Origin of the sequence: Arenibacter arenosicollis, from assembly GCF_014397245.1 — a bacterium.
Classification (GTDB): Bacteria; Bacteroidota; Bacteroidia; order Flavobacteriales; family Flavobacteriaceae; genus Arenibacter; species Arenibacter arenosicollis.
This window is the reverse complement of the sequence record NZ_JACLHY010000036.1, coordinates 1-18,783: the sequence shown is the minus strand read 5'-3', so window position 1 is coordinate 18,783 and position 18,783 is coordinate 1. Positions and strand designations below refer to the sequence as shown.

The window sequence follows — 18,783 nt, the reverse complement described above, 5'->3', positions numbered from 1 at the left end:
CTGGTGAAAAAATGACAATATACATTAATGATTAAACTAATAAAAAGTAGGTTTTTTAAAAATGCAAGTATATATACGGTATCCGATATTTTAAATAATTTGGTCCCTTTTGTGCTTTTGCCTGTACTAACCCGTTATTTAACACCATCAGATTATGGAATAATTTCCATGTTTACCGTATTTACTTCCATATTGGGAGTATTTATCTCCTTGGAAATGCATGGCGCCATTAGTGTTAAATTTTTTAAAATAACCAAAGAAGAATTAAAGGTCTATATCGCCAATGTATTACTACTAGTAGCAATTACCACTAGTTTGGTATTAGTGACTATTTTAATATTTCAATCTTATATTTCTAACATCTTAGAATTACCAACGGAATGGTTAATTATAGGGGTTTTTGTTACTTGTCTTACACTTTTTACCACTATAAACCTTATTCTTTGGCAATCGGAGCATAAACCAATTTCATTAGGCATTTATCAAATTACACAGACTATATTTAATTTAACACTTTCCCTAGTTTTGATTGTTGGGTTTGGAATGGGATGGGAAGGCCGGCTAATTGCCGCGTCGGCGGCAGCCATTTTGTTCGGCTTTTTAAGTTTTTCGCTATTGGTTAAGCGCAATTATGTAAAGTTAAAATTGAATAAACCTTATATTAAGGATGCTTTAAAATTTGGTGTTCCATTATTACCACATGCCTTAAGTACTTGGGTAAGAACAGGGATTGATAGGGTATTTTTGACCATGTTAGTTTCCACAACCGCCACAGGACTTTATACCGTTGGTTTTCAAATTGCCTCAGTAATTATGGTACTGACTACGGCGTTTGACAGAGCATATGCCCCATTTTTATTTGAAAAATTAAAAGACATAAGCTTACCACAAAAAAAAGTACTGGTAAAATATGGCTACCTATATTTTCTTGGTTTGCTATTATTAGCTTCCGGCCTTAGTTTAACCGGTCCTTATATTGTGGATATTTTTTTGGGCAAGGAATTTATTGAATCCCAAGAATATATTACTTGGTTTGCTTTTGGTTTTGCCTTTTATGGAATGTACTCCATGTTGGTGAACTACATTTTTTATACCCAAAAAACAATTTACCTTAGTTATGTTACTTTTTCTATTGGGTTGCTACATGTGGGCTTAAGTTATTTATTTATCAACTATAACGGGACTATTGGTGCTGTACAAGTTACAGCCATCATATCTTTTATAACTTTCATTGCGGTTTGGTGGCTAAGTAACAAATTGCTCCCAATGCCATGGTTCTATTCAATTAGATCAGCAAAGTGATATCAATTCAAATTAGTCAATTTCGCATTTATATAAAAAATAAATAATGTCAAACATCTTCATACATTATGTCAATTGGCCTAATACCAAAGATAACCATGCTGGTATGGGCTATATAAGTAAGTACTTGAATTCCAATGACCAATCGGTAATACTTAAGGAATTTAGATTATTTTCTTTTCGCGGAGGAAGATATCTAAATCTTCTTAAATCCTTGTTGTATACCATTTATTTCATTCTAAGAATAAAAAAAGGCGATTCCCTATTTTTTACAGAGTACATGACTCCTGGTTCTGCTCACCAAGAAATAATAGCTGCAATTTTATCAAAAATTAGGCCTGATATCAATCTTATTGGCCTGGTACACCTTACTGGGAATGGTCTAATAAAAAGTTATACCGATAGGAAAATTTTAAAAAATTATCTAACTAAACTAGATAAAATTTGGGTGCTGGGAAGTTCTTTAAAAGATTTCATGATAGGACTGGGAATAGATGACAACAAAATATTTAAGACATTTTATTATGTTGACACAGAGTATTACAAGCCAAGTAACCTAAAAACTACGGATTCCTTTAATGTTCTTGTTCAGGGGAATCAATTGAGAGATTATACCCTCCTTAAACAAATTATAGCACAATGCCCCAACATTAATTTTATAATTATGCAAGGCATTCAGGATTTGAGCCACCTATTTTCCGATATTGAAAATGTTAAGCTTAAAGGCTTTGTAACCGAAAATGAACTTTTGGTTATAATGCAAAATTCTGATGCTTCTCTTTCGGTAATGAAAGATACCATTGGAAGTAATGTTATTACCACATCTATGGCCTGCGGTTTAGCAATGATTGTTTCCGATATTGGATCAATTAGGGATTATTGTGATAACGAAAATGCCATTTTTTGCCTTAAAACGGAAGATTATGTAAATGCATTAAATTATTTAAGGGTACAAAGGGATATACGCGCCAAAATGAAGCAAAAATCCAGAGATAAGGCCTTGAATTTTAGTAAGGAGAAATTTTTAATGGTATTTCTTGAAGAAATGGACTATAACAATACTCAACTATTTAAAAATAAATGAATAAGTCCTTAGTCTATATTAGTACAATACAGTTTGGCTACCATATTGATGCTTATAAGCATTGTCAGTATTTAAAGGAAGATTTTAAGATAACTTTTATCTGTTTTGATTATGGCTACCAAAAAATCAAGGAGATAGGAATTGAAATTATCTATGTGCCTTGGAAAGGCTCCTATGTATCTAAAGGCATAGATTTTATGAAATCTTGCCTAAAACTTATTAAATCTAGAAAGGTAGATTTCATTTTTGCTGTGTATTTTCCTTTGGTATCGCTTTTTAAGACCCTATCCCCAAACAAAAACATAATATTGGATATTAGAACAGGAAGTATTAATACATCCAGAAAAAATAGAATTATAACCAATAATTTGATACGTTTTGAATCCTTTTTCTTCAAAAAAATATCGGTTATTTCAGAAAGTCTCGCCCTAAATTTAAAATTGAATATGAAGAAGGTTTTTATTCTTCCGTTGGGTTCTGACATACTTTCTACTAAAAGCAAATCATTTGACAGTCTTAGGTTGTTTTATATTGGCACATTGGACGGGCGAAATATTCACCAAAGCATTTTTGGCCTAAAACTTTTCCTGGATAAATTCAGTGACAATAACATTAACGTAAGCTATGACATTGTTGGGTATGGAACAGAGGCGGTGGAAAATAAATTAAAAAAAGCCATAGAAGATACAGGTTTGCAAAAACTGGTTGTATTTTATGGTAGGAAAACCCATGAAGAATCAAAATACTTCTTTGACAATTGTAATATTGGTGTTTCCCATATTCCAATTACTGAATACTATGATTGCCAGCCCCCTACCAAAACTTTTGAATATATTAATGCAGGCATGGTCTGTATAGCCACGGAAACCCAAGAAAACAAAAAAATAGTCAATGCTGATAACGGTGTTCTTTGCAAAGATAGCCCTGAAGGTTTTTGCAAGGCTTTATCAGAAGTTTCCAAAGATTTGGTAAAATGGGATTCTAAAATAATACGGAAGACCCAATCAAATTCAACATGGGCAACTATCTCTAAAAACCTTAAGAATTATATTTTAAACTCGGATCCAAAAAATTACAGCGCTGAAAAAAGTAAAAACCATAAAACCAACACTTTTTAGACAAGAAAAATGGCAAACCTTTTTACATATAGCATCTACTTTTCAACACTTTTATTAAGTGTTCTCTTTATTAAAATAGGATTCAATAAACAAAACTTAAGGAAGAATAATAACGGGCAAATATTATTTATTTTCTTAGGCTTAATGGTTCTCGTATTAATCGCTGGCCTTAGGTATCATGTTGGTCAAGATTATCTCGGGTATACCTTTTACTATGAGGAACGTCCTTATATGGATGAATCTATAGGTATGGAATTGGAATATGGCTTTACAACTTTGGTTAATTTTCTTAACGATCTTAACCTTGAAGTATGGTCATTTTTTATGGTTTCTGCTGCTATCACCTATTTACTCCTATTTTATAGTTTTAAAAATTATAAGCATCTCTTATATTTGGGGGTTTTCTTTTTTATAACCTATGGGTTTTATTTCTATTCTTTTAATGGAGTTAGACAGGCGGTTGCTATGAGTGCCTTGGCTGTGGCCGTTATGTATGCCCAAGAAAGAAAAATTTTCCATTTTTTTGGCATTATTTTATTGGGAGGTTTAATGCATAAAAGTTTGTTTCTGTTCTTTCCATTATATTTCCTTATTCATAGAATAAAATTGCCACATTATTTCTGGTATATAGCTTTTGTCATAGGCTTAATCCTACATTTTATACCCTTGGCACGTTTTATCGACATCTCCTTTATATCTGAAATTTTATCTGGCTCCCAAATAGATTATAGCGGCTTCGCAGAATCCATGGATTCTAATGAAGTGGGAGGGCTAACTTTGGGATATTTGGTCAGGGTTGCTATTGGCTTCCTTATATTATCCTACTACAATAAGTTAATAAAATTTAATAAGAACTACTTACCCTATTATAACCTCGCCTTAATTGGGATAGTTTTATATAATGCGTTTTCACATGTTTTGGTCATAGCCAGATTAAATAACTATTTTTTGTTTTTCAATATATTTTGTTTAGCGTTTATAATCCATTATTTATATTTTGAAAAGCAAAAGTTGATTATCCATTCTATATTAGTGTTTTTCTTAATACTTTTTGGGTATGGCATATACGTAAATGAAAATGGTTGTTCACCTTACCAATTTATAGATTTTTAATAATGGATGAAAAAACTATAGTAATGGAAAAACCAAAAGTATTGGTTTTTGGTAATTTTGGATATAACCATAACGAACTCTGTGGGCAGACAGTTAAGACCAGAAATGTTTACGAGTTACTAAAAAACAAGGAAACCCGATATTTTTCTGAGGTGGCCTTTTTTGATACAGACTCTTTAAATACAAATAGATTGGGTTTGTTCCAAGGCTTGTATCATGTAATTAAGGCCGATGAATTATTCTATCTACCGGCTACCAAAAATCTTGCTTATATATTTCCATTCATCTTTATTTTATCCAAACTATTTTCTACTAAAATTCATTTTATCGTTTTAGGTGGGTGGCTTGGAGAGTATTTGGAAAATAGGCCTCTATATCGTAAAATGTTTTTGAAAATAGATTGGATATATCCTGAGACCGATGCCTTGTGCCAATGTTTGGAATCCGATTTTGGTCTTAAAAAAGTAAAGCGATTAAATAATTTTAGGGATACCAACTTTTCTCCTGCGCTTAAATCTACCGGAAAAAACATAAAATTGGTGTTTATGGCCAGGGTACATCCCTTAAAAGGAGTGGAAACGCTATTTAAATTAAGTCAAAGATTAGAGGGGTCAAATTTGAAAAATGTTACCATTGACATGTATGGGCCTATATTTGAAGAATATAAAGAAGAATTTAATGCCCTACTCAACACGGCCAACAAGAACATTACCTACCGCGGAGTGCTGCAGCCTAATGAGATATACCCGGTACTTTCCCAATACGATATGATGCTTTTTCCTACCCAATATTATACTGAAGGTTTTCCCGGGTCTATTCTGGACGCCTACATCTCTGGCACACCTGTCATTGCCAGTAATTGGCTGTATGCCCCTGAATTTGTGGACCACACTTCGGGGGCGGTCGTTGATTTTAATGATGAAAATGCTTTTTTAAATAAGGTTATAGAGCTTGTTAATAAACCACTTTTAATAGATTCCCTAAAACAAGGCGCGCGTGCCAAAAGTTATGAATTCAGCAGCGATAAAGCTTGGGAGGTAATAAAGTCCTGTTTATTTTTCAATAAACAGTAAGCAAAATTTAATATGGTTAATAAACTATTTTACACGCTTGGTATTTGGAAGAGAAATCCGTCCCTGTCCAATCATCTTACTTTTTTATTAAAGTCCGATGCATGGTCCAAAGAGGAACTGTTGGAATACCAGTTTCAAAAATGCAAGGAATTTTTAGAATTTGCCTACACACATTCAGCCTTTTACCAAACTACCTTTGATGACTATAACTTTAAGCCCTCAGAATTTAAAGATTTAAAACAGTTAAAGGAGTTGCCCACTATTTCCAAGATGACCCTGATAAGGTATAACAGGCTAATACACTCCAAATACCCTTTTAAGAAGAAGTTTCAGGCATTAACTTCAGGCACCACTGGTGAGTCCTTGGCGTTCCATAAAAATGAGGAATGGGATTCACAGAACCGGGCGGCAATGTTCAGGGGATACAGCTGGTATGGGGTACATCCCGCAGATAAAAACGGGTATCTTTGGGGCTATAACATAGATTCAAAATTGGCCCTAAGAATTAAATGGTTGGATCGGCTACAGAACAGATTTAGAATATTTTCCTATTGTCCCGAGGAAATAAAAAATTTCGCCAAAAACCTAAAGGGTGCTAAATACCTGCACGGATATTCCTCCATGATCTATGAAGTGGCCAAACTGGTGAATAGATCTGGGCTAAAAATTGATCATGACCTTAAAATGATAAAAGGAACCTCAGAAATGGTATTTGACTCTTATCAAGAAGAGGTAAAAGCCGCTTTTGGATTAAAAATTTTAAGCGAATATGGATCCGCAGAATCCGGACTTATTGCCTTTGAATGCCCGGAAGGGAATATGCATATTGCAACGGAACATGTCATAGTAGAAGAAGAGGATGGCGAAATTTTGGTGACCAATTTGTTATCCAAATCATTTCCAATCATAAGGTACAGGTTGGGTGATATTATTGAATTAGCCGATAAGAATTTTAGCTGCAGCTGTGGCCGGGCACATCCTGTTATTTTAAATATTAACGGACGGGTAGGTGTAAAAATAATTGGAAAAACCGAGGAATTTCCAGGGAGGATGATTTACAACGTTATTAAAAACCTGTCCACAGAACATGGCATTAGCTTAAATTATCAGGCAAGACAGCACATCCAAGGTATTGTTGATATTTATATAGAACAGACTGAGGACGGCTCCCAATATATTCTGGAAAAGGAGTTGAAAAAATATTTTAAGAATGATATCGATTTTAATCTTTACTACGGGAAAGACCTGCACAATATGGAAGAAAAACTGAACGATTTTGTAACCACCATAGGATAATGGAAACACATTTAATAAGCATCATAACCCCTGTACATAATTCGGCCCAATTTATTGAGGCAACATTGGATTCGGTCCTAAAACAGACCCATTCCCATTGGGAAATGATATTAATAGATGATTGTTCAGAGGACGCATCGGTAGCCATTGTTGAAAAATTTGTGCAAAGCGATGCCCGCTTTAAATTAATAAGGAATTTGGAGAAATCGGGTCCAGGAATTACACGGAACAAAGGAATTTCAGCGGCCCAAGGCCAATTCATCACCTTTTTGGACAGTGATGACCTTTGGTTTCCTTTTTTTTTGGAAACATCACTGAACACTTGTTTGGACAATAACTATGAATTCGTATTTTCATCGTATGAGCGAAAAGACGAGGACTTAAATCCCTTGATAACTGATTTTATTGTTCCTGAAAAGGTCACTTACAACGATGTTCTAAAATCTTGTCCTATTTCCTGTCTTACCGCTTTTATAGACATTAGAAGAATTGGTAAGTATTATATGCCAGCATTAAAGAAAAGACAAGATTGGGGCCTTTGGTTGGCCATACTTAAAAAAATTGATTTTGCTTATGGTATCCCCCAGCCCATGGCAATTTATAGGATGAGAAAGAATTCCGTTTCCAGAAGTAAGTTAAAATTGATCCCCTATGTCTGGAAAGTGTATAGGGACGTAGAAAAACTTAGTTTGATGCGATCCTTTTACCTACTAAATTTATGGTCCTTAAATGGATTTAAAAAGTACTACGTAAAAACCCGGATAACTAAAAAATAAACGTAACCATAATAGGCAAACTGCAAAAAAACGGAAATTATTAAAGATATTTGCAACTGCCTAATGGCATAGGTACTGAGATTTAAATTTGAAGACAATAGATGAAAGAATTCCCTAGAAATATAGAGAGTATTGAGGAAGATAAATCCTATGAGCTAATGGATTTCACTAAGAAATACCTAAGATATTGGCCCTGGTTCCTCTTGGCTATCATTGCTTGCATAGGTTTTGGTTTTCTCTATATGCGCTATGCTCCGGTTAAATTCAACACTGTTGCCAAAATTAAGATTATAGACGACACCAAGGAGGCGGACATAGCTTCTGATGCCCTTGCCATGTTAAGCAGGAACAATAAGATCAACCTGGAAAATGAAATTGAGGTCTTAAAATCGTACCGTATATTAAAACAGGTGGTGGAAGAGCATCACCTGGACATTTCCTATTACGAGGTTGGCAAGGTAAAATCTACCCAAATTTGGGTTGCCCCATTTATTATCGAGAAGCAAATTGCTGCAGATAGTTTGCAAAACCCGTTAGCCTACGAAATAAGCATGGATGCTAACGGCATTAGAATTACCGACGTAAACGAACAAATATTTACGCCAAACCTAAATGAACCGGATATACCCACGGAAGGGCTTCCTTTTAGCATACGATTAAGAGAGGGTATAGACCCCAGCTTTTACCAGGGTATCAACTTTAGTGTAGTTTTAAACCCTATTAAGAAAGTAATATTCCAATTAATAAAAGATATCCAAATACAGGCTACCAGTAAAAGCAGTGAAATTTTGTCCTTATCCATAAATGGTGGGAACATTGATAAAAATGAGGCCATTCTAAATACCCTGATCGAGAAATTTAATCGGGACGGAGTATTGGACAGGCAACTGGTGTCTAAACGAACACTCGACTTTATAGACGAACGTTTTATATACCTCACCCAGGAGCTGGATTCTATTGAGGGTGGCAAGGAAAGCTTTAAACGTTCCAACAACCTCTCCTATATAGAAGCAGATGCGGGAGCAAGCCTATTAAAAAAATCAGAAACGGAGGCCGAGGTAAATAAGTTGGAGAATCAGATTTCTATTTCCATTTTATTAAAGCAATCTGTAATCAACCAGATGGATTATGGTTTATTGCCTGCCAATATTGGGCTGGAAAATACAAGTCTTAATACATTGGTCAGTGACTACAATAAACTCTCACTGGATAGGGAGAAATTGTTACAAAACGTAGGTAAGGATCACCCTACCCTAGTGGCCCTTAACGAGCAATTGGAACGTGCCAAGGTCAACACCATTAAATCGGTGAATATCTATGAAACACAGTTAAAAAATTCGCTACGTCAATTAAAGGAGGAAGAAAGTCGCGCTGGTTCCCAATTTGCCCGTTTGCCGGAAAAGGAAAAAATGTTGCGTTCCATAGAAAGGCAACAGAGTATTAAGGAAAATCTTTTTCTCTTGCTACTTCAAAAACGCGAAGAGGCTGCCATAAGCTACGCTGTAACCGCGCCATCCGTAAAGATTGTAGATTACGGGTTGACAAGCAGTATTCCGGTATCGCCAAAGAAGACCATCGTCTATGCACTTTCATTGATAGCCGGTATGTTTTTGCCCTTTGCCGTACTTTATATAAGATTTACACTGGACACAAAAATCAGGGATCGAAAGGATCTGGAAGTTTTAAATCCAGAAACTCCTATTGCCGGAGAAATCCCATTTTTCAAGGGTAATAAAAGTTTTTTGGAGGTCAATGATCGTTCTATTCTGGCGGAATCATTCAGTATTTTAGGAACTAACCTTAGCTATCTCCTGCCAGAAAGCAAAGGTATGGAGGGCCAAGTCATTGTTGTGACTTCTTCTGTTAAAGGCGAAGGAAAAACATTGTTGGCCAGCAATTTATCATTGGCCTATGCCAGTTTAAATAAAAAGGTTTTGTTGATAGGTGCCGATTTAAGAAATCCCCAACTGCACACCTATTTTAATGGGAATGCCCAACAGAAAGGCCTGTCCAACTTTTTAAACAATCCTGCGATGAATTGGAAAGACTGTCTGGTAAAAGGTCCTGGAAATGGTTTGCATCATATATGTTTTGGAGGCCCCATACCACCAAATGCCCCGGAATTGTTATCTAGCAATGCATTTACTCAATTTTTGGAAAACGCAAAACTAGAATTCGATTATATTATATTGGACACGGCACCTACTATGTTGGTCTCGGATACCCTCTTGATCTCCAGATTCGCAGATGCCACTTTATTTGTAACCCGTGCCGGCCTAACGGACAAGCGCCTCTTGGATTTCTCCAAAAACCTGCACAAAACCAAAAAGCTTAAAAACATGGCCTATGTGGTAAACGGTGTGGGCAATGGCAAAGCCAAAGGCTATAACTATGGCTATGGCTATGGGTATGGGAGCGATAATTGATCAATGTACAATTAACAATTAGCAATGAACAATTTAAAGTTCAAGGTCCTTACGGAGATTGAGCGTTGGAAGAATCTAGAACCTAGATGCTAGAGCCTAGACTAAAGATTTGTGTTGAAAGTTATTTAACTAGCTGCTCCTTCCCTAGGGAAGGTGGCTTCGACCTAGGAGAAGACGGAAGGGGTTGCTTGCGCGGCAATCTGCTTCTTACAGTGGACAGTTTTCAATAGACAGTCTATGGGCAAAAGCCATTAGTCAAAAGCCAATAGTTTGTGTCTTCAACATTATTAACTGACGTCATTGTGAGTCTACCTGCCGATAGGGAGGCTTGCCCGGCCGTCAGACGGGCGCAGCGCGGCAATCTGCTTGTTCTTATGAAGAGATTGCTTCGTCGCTATCGCTCCCTGTCTGCCGACAGGCAGGCTCGCAATGACGAATGTCTTAACAGAGATTGAGCGTAGTCGAAATCGAAGCAGCCGGAAGTGAGTGAACTGTTATCAGTTATCAGTTATCAGTTATCAGTCGATTAAGATTGAAATAAAAGTAATCAGTTTAAACCGGCGTAGCCAAAAATCCTTAACCGCAGGATAGGACCGAGAAGTAAATGCAACGATTTGCATTTACTGCAAGGGGCCAGCTGGCGCGATGGAAAAGCTCCGAGAACAGGAGTCCCCATAAAGGGACGACGCGGAGTTTCGCACACGGTTTTTCGACCTCGGTGTCGAAAAAATACCTCGGTGAAGGCGCCTTCGCCCTCGCTACTGCTGGCTCCTCTAATTCAAGGTACACTGTACCTTGTCTTTTTGGCCCTGGTTCGTTTCTTTTGGGCGTGCAAAAGAAATGAACAAACTTCCTAAACAAAACGCAATGTTGGATTATGGTCTAAACGCACTGAAGACAGCTCTAAATACTGAGTAAGACATTAATGCGTCCTGATTCTTAACGGCTAAAAACACCCAATCTCCTCCACACTAACTTTAAACCCAAAAAAAACTATATTTGGTCAAAGTAGACATTTTAAACCAACCCCACTACCCTATGACCCTATTAAAAATTAAATTAAGTATCATCCTGCTGGCCCTACTCACTGCTTGCGGATCAAAGGAAAATAAAAATGTACCTCAACATGATCTGTCCATTGGCATTATTGCCGATTGCCAGTACTGCTACTGCGAGTCCTCCCCTTCCCGCTTTTATAAAAACTCCCCCGATAAATTAAAGCATGCCGTTACAGCACTTAATAAAGAAGACTTGGATTACGCCATTCATTTGGGCGACTTCATAGATCGGGATTTCAGTAGTTTTGATACCGTCCTACCTATCTGGAACGGTTTAAAGACCAAGAAATACCATGTCCTGGGCAATCATGATTTTAGTGTAGCCGACTCCCTAAAATCCAAGGTCATGAACAAAATGAACCTCACCCAGCGGTACTACAGCCTGGTGGAAAACAACTGGCGCTTTATTGTATTGGACGGCAACGACCTCAGCTATCAAGGTGCTATTTCTCCAAAAAAAATTGCTCAGACCGACTCCCTCTTTACCCTGCTTTCCAAAGCTGACATGCCCAATCTTCAGACTTGGAACGGTGGCCTAAGCCATGAGCAGTTGCAATGGGTGGAAAGCGAACTGAAACTGGCCACGGAGCATAACGAAAATGTGGGGTTCTATTGTCATTTCCCGGTACTGGGCGAGGATAAGGTCCACCGTCTTTGGAACAGCACCCAGCTCGTTTACCTGATCGACAAATACCCCAATGTTAAGTTCTATTTCAACGGGCATAACCACAATGGAGATTATATGGAAAGAAACGGAGTGCATTACCTCACCTTCAAAGGCATGGTCGAAACCGATAGCACCTCTGCCTTTTCCACCGTAGAATTCAAAAAAGATTCCATTTTTGTCCATGGCTATGGCCGCGAGCAGTCTAGAAGGCTGGGAATTAAGAATTGATTCTTAGCCATAAGGCATTAGGCAAAAGCAATTAGCCAAAAGCCAATAGTTGAATGTTTAAAAGTTGAAAGTTGAATGTCCTCACGGAGATTGAGCGGAGTCGAAATCGAAGTAATCAGTGAACAGTTTTCAGTAATCAGTGGCTTCGACTACGCCTGTCTACCGACACAGGTAGGCTCAGCCACCGGATGAAATCATGGAGATTGAGTATAGGAAGAATCTAGAGCCTAGATGCTGGAGCCTAGACTAAAGATTTGAGCTGAAAGTTACATAACTAGGCGCTCCTTCCTCGGGGAAGGTGGCTTCGACGTAGGAGAAGACGGAAGGGGTAGCCTGGGTGGCAATCTGCTTCTTACAATGAACAATCAACAATTAGCAATAAACAATGTAAATGTTCAATGTTCAAAAGTTGAAAGTTGCCGAACAGTCATTTCGAACGATAGAGAGAAACCGAAGGTTCACGAATACCCGTAAAATAGAATTGTCATAAGCTAAATCGCACAAGTAGCTAAACCTTTGAATCACGCATACCCCTAAAATAATTATGCCATGAGCTAAATCGCACAAGTAGCTCCAGCCTAGTATGTGCGACTTCTCGTCGTCCCGAAAAGGGACTCTGTCGAAGTGACTAATAATCCTGCCTTAAAAATTATCACTGGCCTCCAACCACTTTCCCATTTCCACATTAACCTATTTCCACATTATTCCATTTATCTTTTCTCTTGGCTCTTGGCTCTTGGCTCTTGCCTCATGGCTCCCGATAACTATCGGGATGGCTTTTGGCTGCACCCATATAAAAAACAAAACCCCCATCAATTGCTTGATGGGGGTTTGTAATATATATTGGAAGTTCTTATTTCACTTCTTCGAAATCTACGTCTTCCACGTTATCGGCTTCTTTGGCCTCTCCGTTGGACGCTGTTGCATCTCCACCTGCAGGAGCACCTTGTTGTGCTTCCGCCTGGGCTTTGTACATTTCTTCAGAAGCTACTTTCCAAGCCTCATTGATCTTATCCAAAGCTGGAGTGATCAAAGCCAAATCTTTGGCTTCATGGGCCTTCTTAAGTTCTGCCAAAGCATCCTCAATAGGTTTCTTCTTATCGTCTGACAATTTATCGCCAAATTCTGTCAATTGCTTTTCGGTCTGAAAGATCATTCCATCAGCCTCGTTCAACTTATCGGCAGTTTCCTTAGCTACTTTATCCGCTTCTGCATTGGCTTCAGCTTCCGCTTTCATTTTTTTGATTTCCTCTTCTGTCAATCCTGAAGAAGCTTCAATTCTAATGTCCTGCGTTTTGTTGGTAGCCTTATCGGTAGCCGATACTTTTATAATACCGTTGGCATCAATATCAAAGGTAACTTCGATCTGTGGTGTTCCTCTTTGTGCTGGTGGAATACCATCCAAATGGAAACGACCTATAGTCTTGTTATCTTTTGCCATTGGGCGTTCTCCCTGCAATACATGGATCTCAACAGATGGCTGATTATCAGCAGCTGTAGAGAATACTTGCGATTTCTTTGTAGGGATAGTTGTGTTGGCCTCTATCAATTTGGTCATTACGCTACCCATAGTTTCAATACCTAGGGACAAAGGCGTAACATCCAATAAAAGAACGTCTTTTACATCTCCTGTCAATACCCCACCTTGTATAGCGGCACCTACGGCAACCACCTCATCAGGGTTAACACCTTTGGAAGGTTTCTTGCCAAAGAACTTCTCAACGGCATCCTGTACCGCAGGAATCCTTGTAGAACCACCTACCAAGATAATTTCGTCAATATCGCTCTTGCTTAAACCTGCTGCTTTTAAGGCAGTGGCACAAGGCTCAATAGTACGTTTTACCAAATCATCGATCAATTGCTCAAACTTGGCTTTGGTCAATGAACGTACCAAATGCTTAGGTCCTGAAGCCGTAGCGGTAACGTATGGAAGGTTAATTTCGGTCTGCGCTGAAGACGACAACTCAATTTTTGCCTTTTCAGCAGCTTCTCTCAAACGTTGCAATGCCATAGCATCTTTACGTAGGTCTATGCCTTCCTCTTTGTTAAACTCATCGGCCAACCAGTCGATTATCTTTTGATCCACGTCATCACCACCCAAGTGGGTATCTCCATCGGTAGCCAATACTTCAAAAACACCGTCTCCCAATTCCAAGATGGAAACATCATGAGTTCCTCCACCAAAATCGAAAACCACTATTTTCTGATCCGTGTCCTTTTTGTCCATCCCGTAGGCCAAAGAGGCTGCGGTAGGCTCGTTTATAATTCTTTCTACGGTAAGTCCGGCAATTTCACCGGCCTCTTTTGTAGCTTGTCTTTGCGCATCGTTAAAATATGCAGGAACGGTAATTACCGCTCTTGTAACCGTCTGCCCCAAATAATCCTCGGCAGTTTTCTTCATTTTCTGAAGAATCATAGCCGAAAGTTCCTGTGGAGAATACAAACGTCCGTCTATATCTACTCTAGGGGTATCATTATCTCCCTTAACAACCTTATAAGGTACCCTTTCCGCTTCCTTCTTGGATTCGGAGTATTTATTACCCATAAAACGTTTTATGGAATAAATGGTTTTGTTTGGATTTGTAACTGCCTGTCTTTTGGCAGGATCTCCAACCTTAATTTCGCCACCCTCTACAAAAGCAATGACAGATGGAGTAGTTCTCTTACCTTCTGCGTTTGGGATAACAACAGGCTCGTTACCCTCCATTACGGAAACACAAGAGTTTGTTGTTCCTAAATCTATTCCAATAATTTTACTCATGTTTATATATTTACTGTTTTGAAAATTCTTTTTAGCACTCGCGTCTATTAAGTCAATGATTGTGCCATGACAAAAAATATGACAAGCTGTCAGAAACAACCCTTAAATTGACCAAAAATTGCAGGTTTCTATGGTTTTTTGGGCATTCCCCCTTGGCCAAAAATATGCCAAGGGGTCGTGCTTTCCATTGCTAGTCCCAATAGTGTCCTTTTCAATGTCCCCTCTTGGGAGCTATCCATTGCAATCACTAATGCAGTTGTTAGTTGAAAGTTCAAAGTTATAAAGTTCAAGGTTGCCAGTCGCACTAACAAAATGCTCCTTCCCCTAGCTTGGCCTGTCCCGCTTTTTAGCGGGAGGAAAAGGTGGCTTCGACACAGGAGAAGACGGAAGGGGGTACGAAGAGCGGCAATCTGCTTGTTCTTATGAAGAGATTGCTTCGTCATTGCGAGCCTCCCTGTCTGCCGACAGGCAGGCTCGCAATGACGAATGTCCTCACGGAGATTGAACGTTGGAAGAATCTAGAGCCTAGATGTTGGAGACTAGACTAAAGTCTTGTATTGAAAGTTATTTAACTAGCTGCTCCTTCCCCTAGGCAGGGGAAGGTGGCTTCGACATAGGAGAAGACGGAAGGGGTAGCCTGGGTGGCAATCTGCTTCTTACAATGAACAGTGGTCAGTGGTCAGATGCTTCGACTACGCCTGTCTGCCGACACAGGCAGGCTCAGCCACCGGATGAAATTCCGGAGATTGAGCGTTGGAAGAATCTAGAGCCTAGATGTTAGAGCCAAGACTAAAGTCTTGTGTTAAAAATTGATTAACTAGATGTTCCTTCCCCTAGCTTGGCCTGTTCCGCTTTTTAGCGGAAGGTTAGGGGTATGTTTCAACCCATATCTATCAATTGTCTTACACCTAGGATCTGGGCTTTCAAAACCCTCCGTCTTCGCTTATGGCGAAGCCACCTCCCTTCGTCACAAGGGAGGAGCCCTTGCTGTTGTCATAGTGAGTTAACCTGCCGAAAGGGAGGCCTGCCCAGCCGTTAGGCGGGCGAAGCGCGGCAATCTACCTCTTACAGTGAACAGTTTTCAGTAGTCAGTGGCTTCGACTACGCCTGTCTACCGACACAGGTAGGCTCAGCCACCAGATGAAATTACGGAGATTGAGCGCTGGAAGAATCTAGAACCTAAATGCTAGAGACTAGACTAAAGTCTTGTGTTGAAAGTTATTTAACTAGCTGCTCCTTCCCCTAGCTTGGCCTGTCCCGCTTTTTAGCGGGAGGAAAAGGTGGCTTCGACGTAGGAGAAGACGGAAGGGGTAGCCTGGGTGGCAATCTGCTTCTTACAGTGAACAGTTTTCAGTAGACAGTCTATGGGCAAAAGCCATTAGCCAAAAGCCAATAGTTGAATGTTTAAAAGTTGAAAGTTGAAAGTCTTCACGGAGATTGAGCGGAGTCGAAATCGAAGTAATCAGTGGGCAGTTTTCAGTAAGCAGTGGCTTCGACTACGCTCAGCCACCGGATGAAAATACGGAAATCGAGCGTTGGAAGAATCTTGGCTCTTGGCTCTTGGCTTATGGCTATTCCGTCATTGGTACATTACCACATTATTTCATTAACCCATTTCCAAATCAACCCATTTCCACATTGGTTCATTTTCAAATTATCAAATCACCACATTTTCAAATTAAACTCTTCAGGCTCTTGACTCTTTATTCTCTTCTCTTTCCTCTTTCCTCTTTTCTCTTTTCTCTTGGCTCTTGATTTTTGCCTCTTGGCTTATGGCTATTCGGTCATTGGTACATTGCTACATTGCTACATTTCCAAATTATCAAATTGACTCATTTTCAAATTAAACTCTTCAGGCTCTTGACTCTTTATTCTCTTCTCTTTCCTCTTTTCTCTTTTCTCTTGGCTCTTGGCTCTTTGCTATTGGCTCTTTTCTCTTGGCTCTTGGCTTATGGCTATTCCGTCATTGTTACATTTCCACATTAATACATTGATTCATTAACCCATTATCAAATTATCAAATCACCACAATTTCAAATTAACCTCCTCTGGCCAATGACTTGTGATCATTCGGTCCACATTACCGTAACAATTGCTAATAATCGCCACCTTATTTCCCAATAGATAATCCTATATTTACTGGCAAAAACAATACAAAAACACATATCCAAATGGAATGCATTAGTGTTTTCGATATGCTTAAAATCGGTGTCGGCCCATCCAGTTCCCATACTTTGGGACCATGGCGTGCCGCAGAGCGATTTATAGGGGAACTACTGGAAAAAAAAGTATTCCCTTCCGTTACCCAAATCCAAATAGAAGTTTATGGTTCCCTCTCCCTGACCGGGAAAGGTCACGCCACCGACTTGGCCATTATGCTGGGCCTCACCGGAGCCGACCCGGTAACCATTCCTATTGAAAATATAAGTGGTATAATAAAAGGTATTCAAGAAAGTAAAAAGCTGCTTTTGAACAACTCCCTGGAAATTGCCTTTGACCCCAAATTGGATATTGTGTTCAAAAGGGAATTTTTGCCCTTTCATGCCAATGGACTCACTTTTACCGCTAGTCTATCCAACGGCAAATCAATAAAGGAAACCTACTATTCCATTGGAGGGGGCTTTGTAGTCAAGGAGGAACTAAAAAGGTCCAAAAAGAAACTGGAAGTATTTAAGTCCTTCCCCTTTCCTATAGAAAAAGGGGTTGACCTATTGGCAGCCTGCAAAAAAGAAAATAAATCAATTTCCCAATTGGTACTGCTTAATGAACGTTCCCTGCGATCGGATGCTGAAATTGATAAGGGCTTACAACACATTTGGGATACTATGTTGGAGTGTATGTATATTGGTTGCCATACCGAAGGTAACCTTCCAGGCGGACTTAATGTACGAAGAAGGGCCTACGATACCCACCTAAAACTAAAAGGGGGCCTCCCCTATTCCACGCCACAGGAGTGGCTGCTCACCATAAGACAGACCGAAGTTAAATTCCGTTCCATCCTTAAATGGGTAAGCTGTTTTGCCTTGAGTGTCAATGAGGTAAACGCCTCTTTGGGAAGGGTGGTCACCGCTCCTACCAATGGCAGTGCCGGGGTAATTCCCGCAGTCCTTATGTACTATATGGTCATTGAAAACCACGAGGCCACTTTTGAGCACGTAAAACAGTTCCTCTTAGTTGCAGGAGAAATAGGCAGCATTTTTAAAAAGGGCGCTACCATTTCCGCAGCCATGGGCGGTTGTCAGGCCGAAATTGGGGTTTCCTCTGCCATGGCCGCCGCAGCACTGACAGAACTAATGGGCGGAACCCCTGAGCAAGTGCTTATGGCTGCAGAAATTGCCATGGAGCATCATTTGGGCCTAACCTGTGATCCCATAGGAGGGTTGGTACAAATTCCTTGTATAGAACGCAATTGTATGGGCGCCATAAAAGCCATCAATGCCGCTGAATTGGCGTTGGACTCCGACCCCGCCAATGCTAAAGTTCCGTTGGACAAGGTGGTGAACACCATGTGGGAAACCGCCAAGGATATGAGTACCAAATACAAAGAAACCTCCGAAGGCGGACTTGCCGTTGGGGTGTACCTTAGTGATTGTTAGTGAACAGTGTTCTTAAGCCATTAGGCACTAGGCAAAAGTTTGTGTGTTCATCATTCTGAACTGTTCGTCATTGCGAGTTTACCTGCCGATAGAAAGACATGTCCAGCCGTCATGCACGCTCAGCATGGCAATCTGCTTTTTAAAGTGTACAATGCTTATGTTTGAAGTAAAGCAGTATGGAGAATCTAGAGCCTAGAATCTAGATGCTAGACTCATTGGAAAAAACAAAATCCCCTCTTGAGAGAGCCTGTCCCGCTTTTTAGCGGGAGGTTAGGGGTATGTTTC

11 protein-coding genes are annotated in these 18,783 nt (G+C 39.4%); 10 read left to right on the top strand and 1 reads right to left on the bottom strand.

The window, feature by feature from the left end:
• Positions 1–27: 27 nt before the first annotated feature.
• From H4O18_RS20895 to H4O18_RS20855, 9 genes are all read left to right on the top strand, one after another.
• A complete protein-coding gene (locus tag H4O18_RS20895) occupies positions 28–1,302 on the top strand; it encodes a lipopolysaccharide biosynthesis protein (RefSeq protein ID WP_187588309.1) in 1,275 nt (424 codons plus the stop codon).
• A gap of 46 nt (positions 1,303–1,348) precedes the next feature.
• The gene (locus H4O18_RS20890) at positions 1,349–2,386 is read left to right on the top strand and encodes a glycosyltransferase (protein ID WP_187588307.1); all 1,038 of its coding nucleotides are present in this window, start codon (positions 1,349–1,351) and stop codon (positions 2,384–2,386) included.
• Positions 2,383–3,504 (top strand): glycosyltransferase, encoded by a 1,122-nt coding sequence (locus H4O18_RS20885; RefSeq protein ID WP_187588305.1) that lies wholly within the window; start codon positions 2,383–2,385, stop codon positions 3,502–3,504. The genes H4O18_RS20890 and H4O18_RS20885 overlap by 4 nt, the downstream gene beginning before the upstream one ends.
• 9 nt (positions 3,505–3,513) lie before the next feature.
• Positions 3,514–4,617, top strand: a complete 1,104-nt coding sequence (locus H4O18_RS20880) for an EpsG family protein (RefSeq protein WP_281387384.1) — start codon at positions 3,514–3,516, stop codon at positions 4,615–4,617.
• A gap of 23 nt (positions 4,618–4,640) precedes the next feature.
• Entirely contained in the window at positions 4,641–5,690 is a 1,050-nt protein-coding gene (locus H4O18_RS20875; RefSeq protein WP_187588302.1) for a glycosyltransferase family 4 protein, read from the top strand.
• Between the two features lie 12 nt (positions 5,691–5,702).
• A complete protein-coding gene (locus tag H4O18_RS20870; RefSeq protein ID WP_187588300.1) occupies positions 5,703–6,986 on the top strand; it encodes a phenylacetate--CoA ligase family protein in 1,284 nt (427 codons plus the stop codon).
• A complete protein-coding gene (locus H4O18_RS20865; RefSeq protein ID WP_187588298.1) occupies positions 6,986–7,762 on the top strand; it encodes a glycosyltransferase family 2 protein in 777 nt (258 codons plus the stop codon). Before H4O18_RS20870 ends, H4O18_RS20865 begins: the two co-directional genes overlap by 1 nt.
• Before the next feature lie 101 nt (positions 7,763–7,863).
• Entirely contained in the window at positions 7,864–10,188 is a 2,325-nt protein-coding gene (locus tag H4O18_RS20860; RefSeq protein WP_187588296.1) for a GumC family protein, read from the top strand.
• Between the two features lie 1,038 nt (positions 10,189–11,226).
• Positions 11,227–12,141 (top strand): metallophosphoesterase, encoded by a 915-nt coding sequence (locus H4O18_RS20855; RefSeq protein ID WP_187588294.1) that lies wholly within the window; start codon positions 11,227–11,229, stop codon positions 12,139–12,141.
• An 853-nt stretch (positions 12,142–12,994) separates the two neighbouring features.
• Here H4O18_RS20855 and dnaK read toward each other — a convergent pair.
• Entirely contained in the window at positions 12,995–14,902 is a 1,908-nt protein-coding gene (gene dnaK / locus H4O18_RS20850) for a molecular chaperone DnaK (RefSeq protein ID WP_187588292.1), read from the bottom strand.
• A gap of 2,171 nt (positions 14,903–17,073) precedes the next feature.
• Here dnaK and H4O18_RS20845 point away from each other — a divergent pair.
• Positions 17,074–18,498: an L-serine ammonia-lyase gene (locus tag H4O18_RS20845; RefSeq protein ID WP_187588290.1), complete on the top strand. Its 1,425-nt coding sequence runs from the start codon at positions 17,074–17,076 to the stop codon at positions 18,496–18,498.
• Positions 18,499–18,783: the final 285 nt, after the last annotated feature.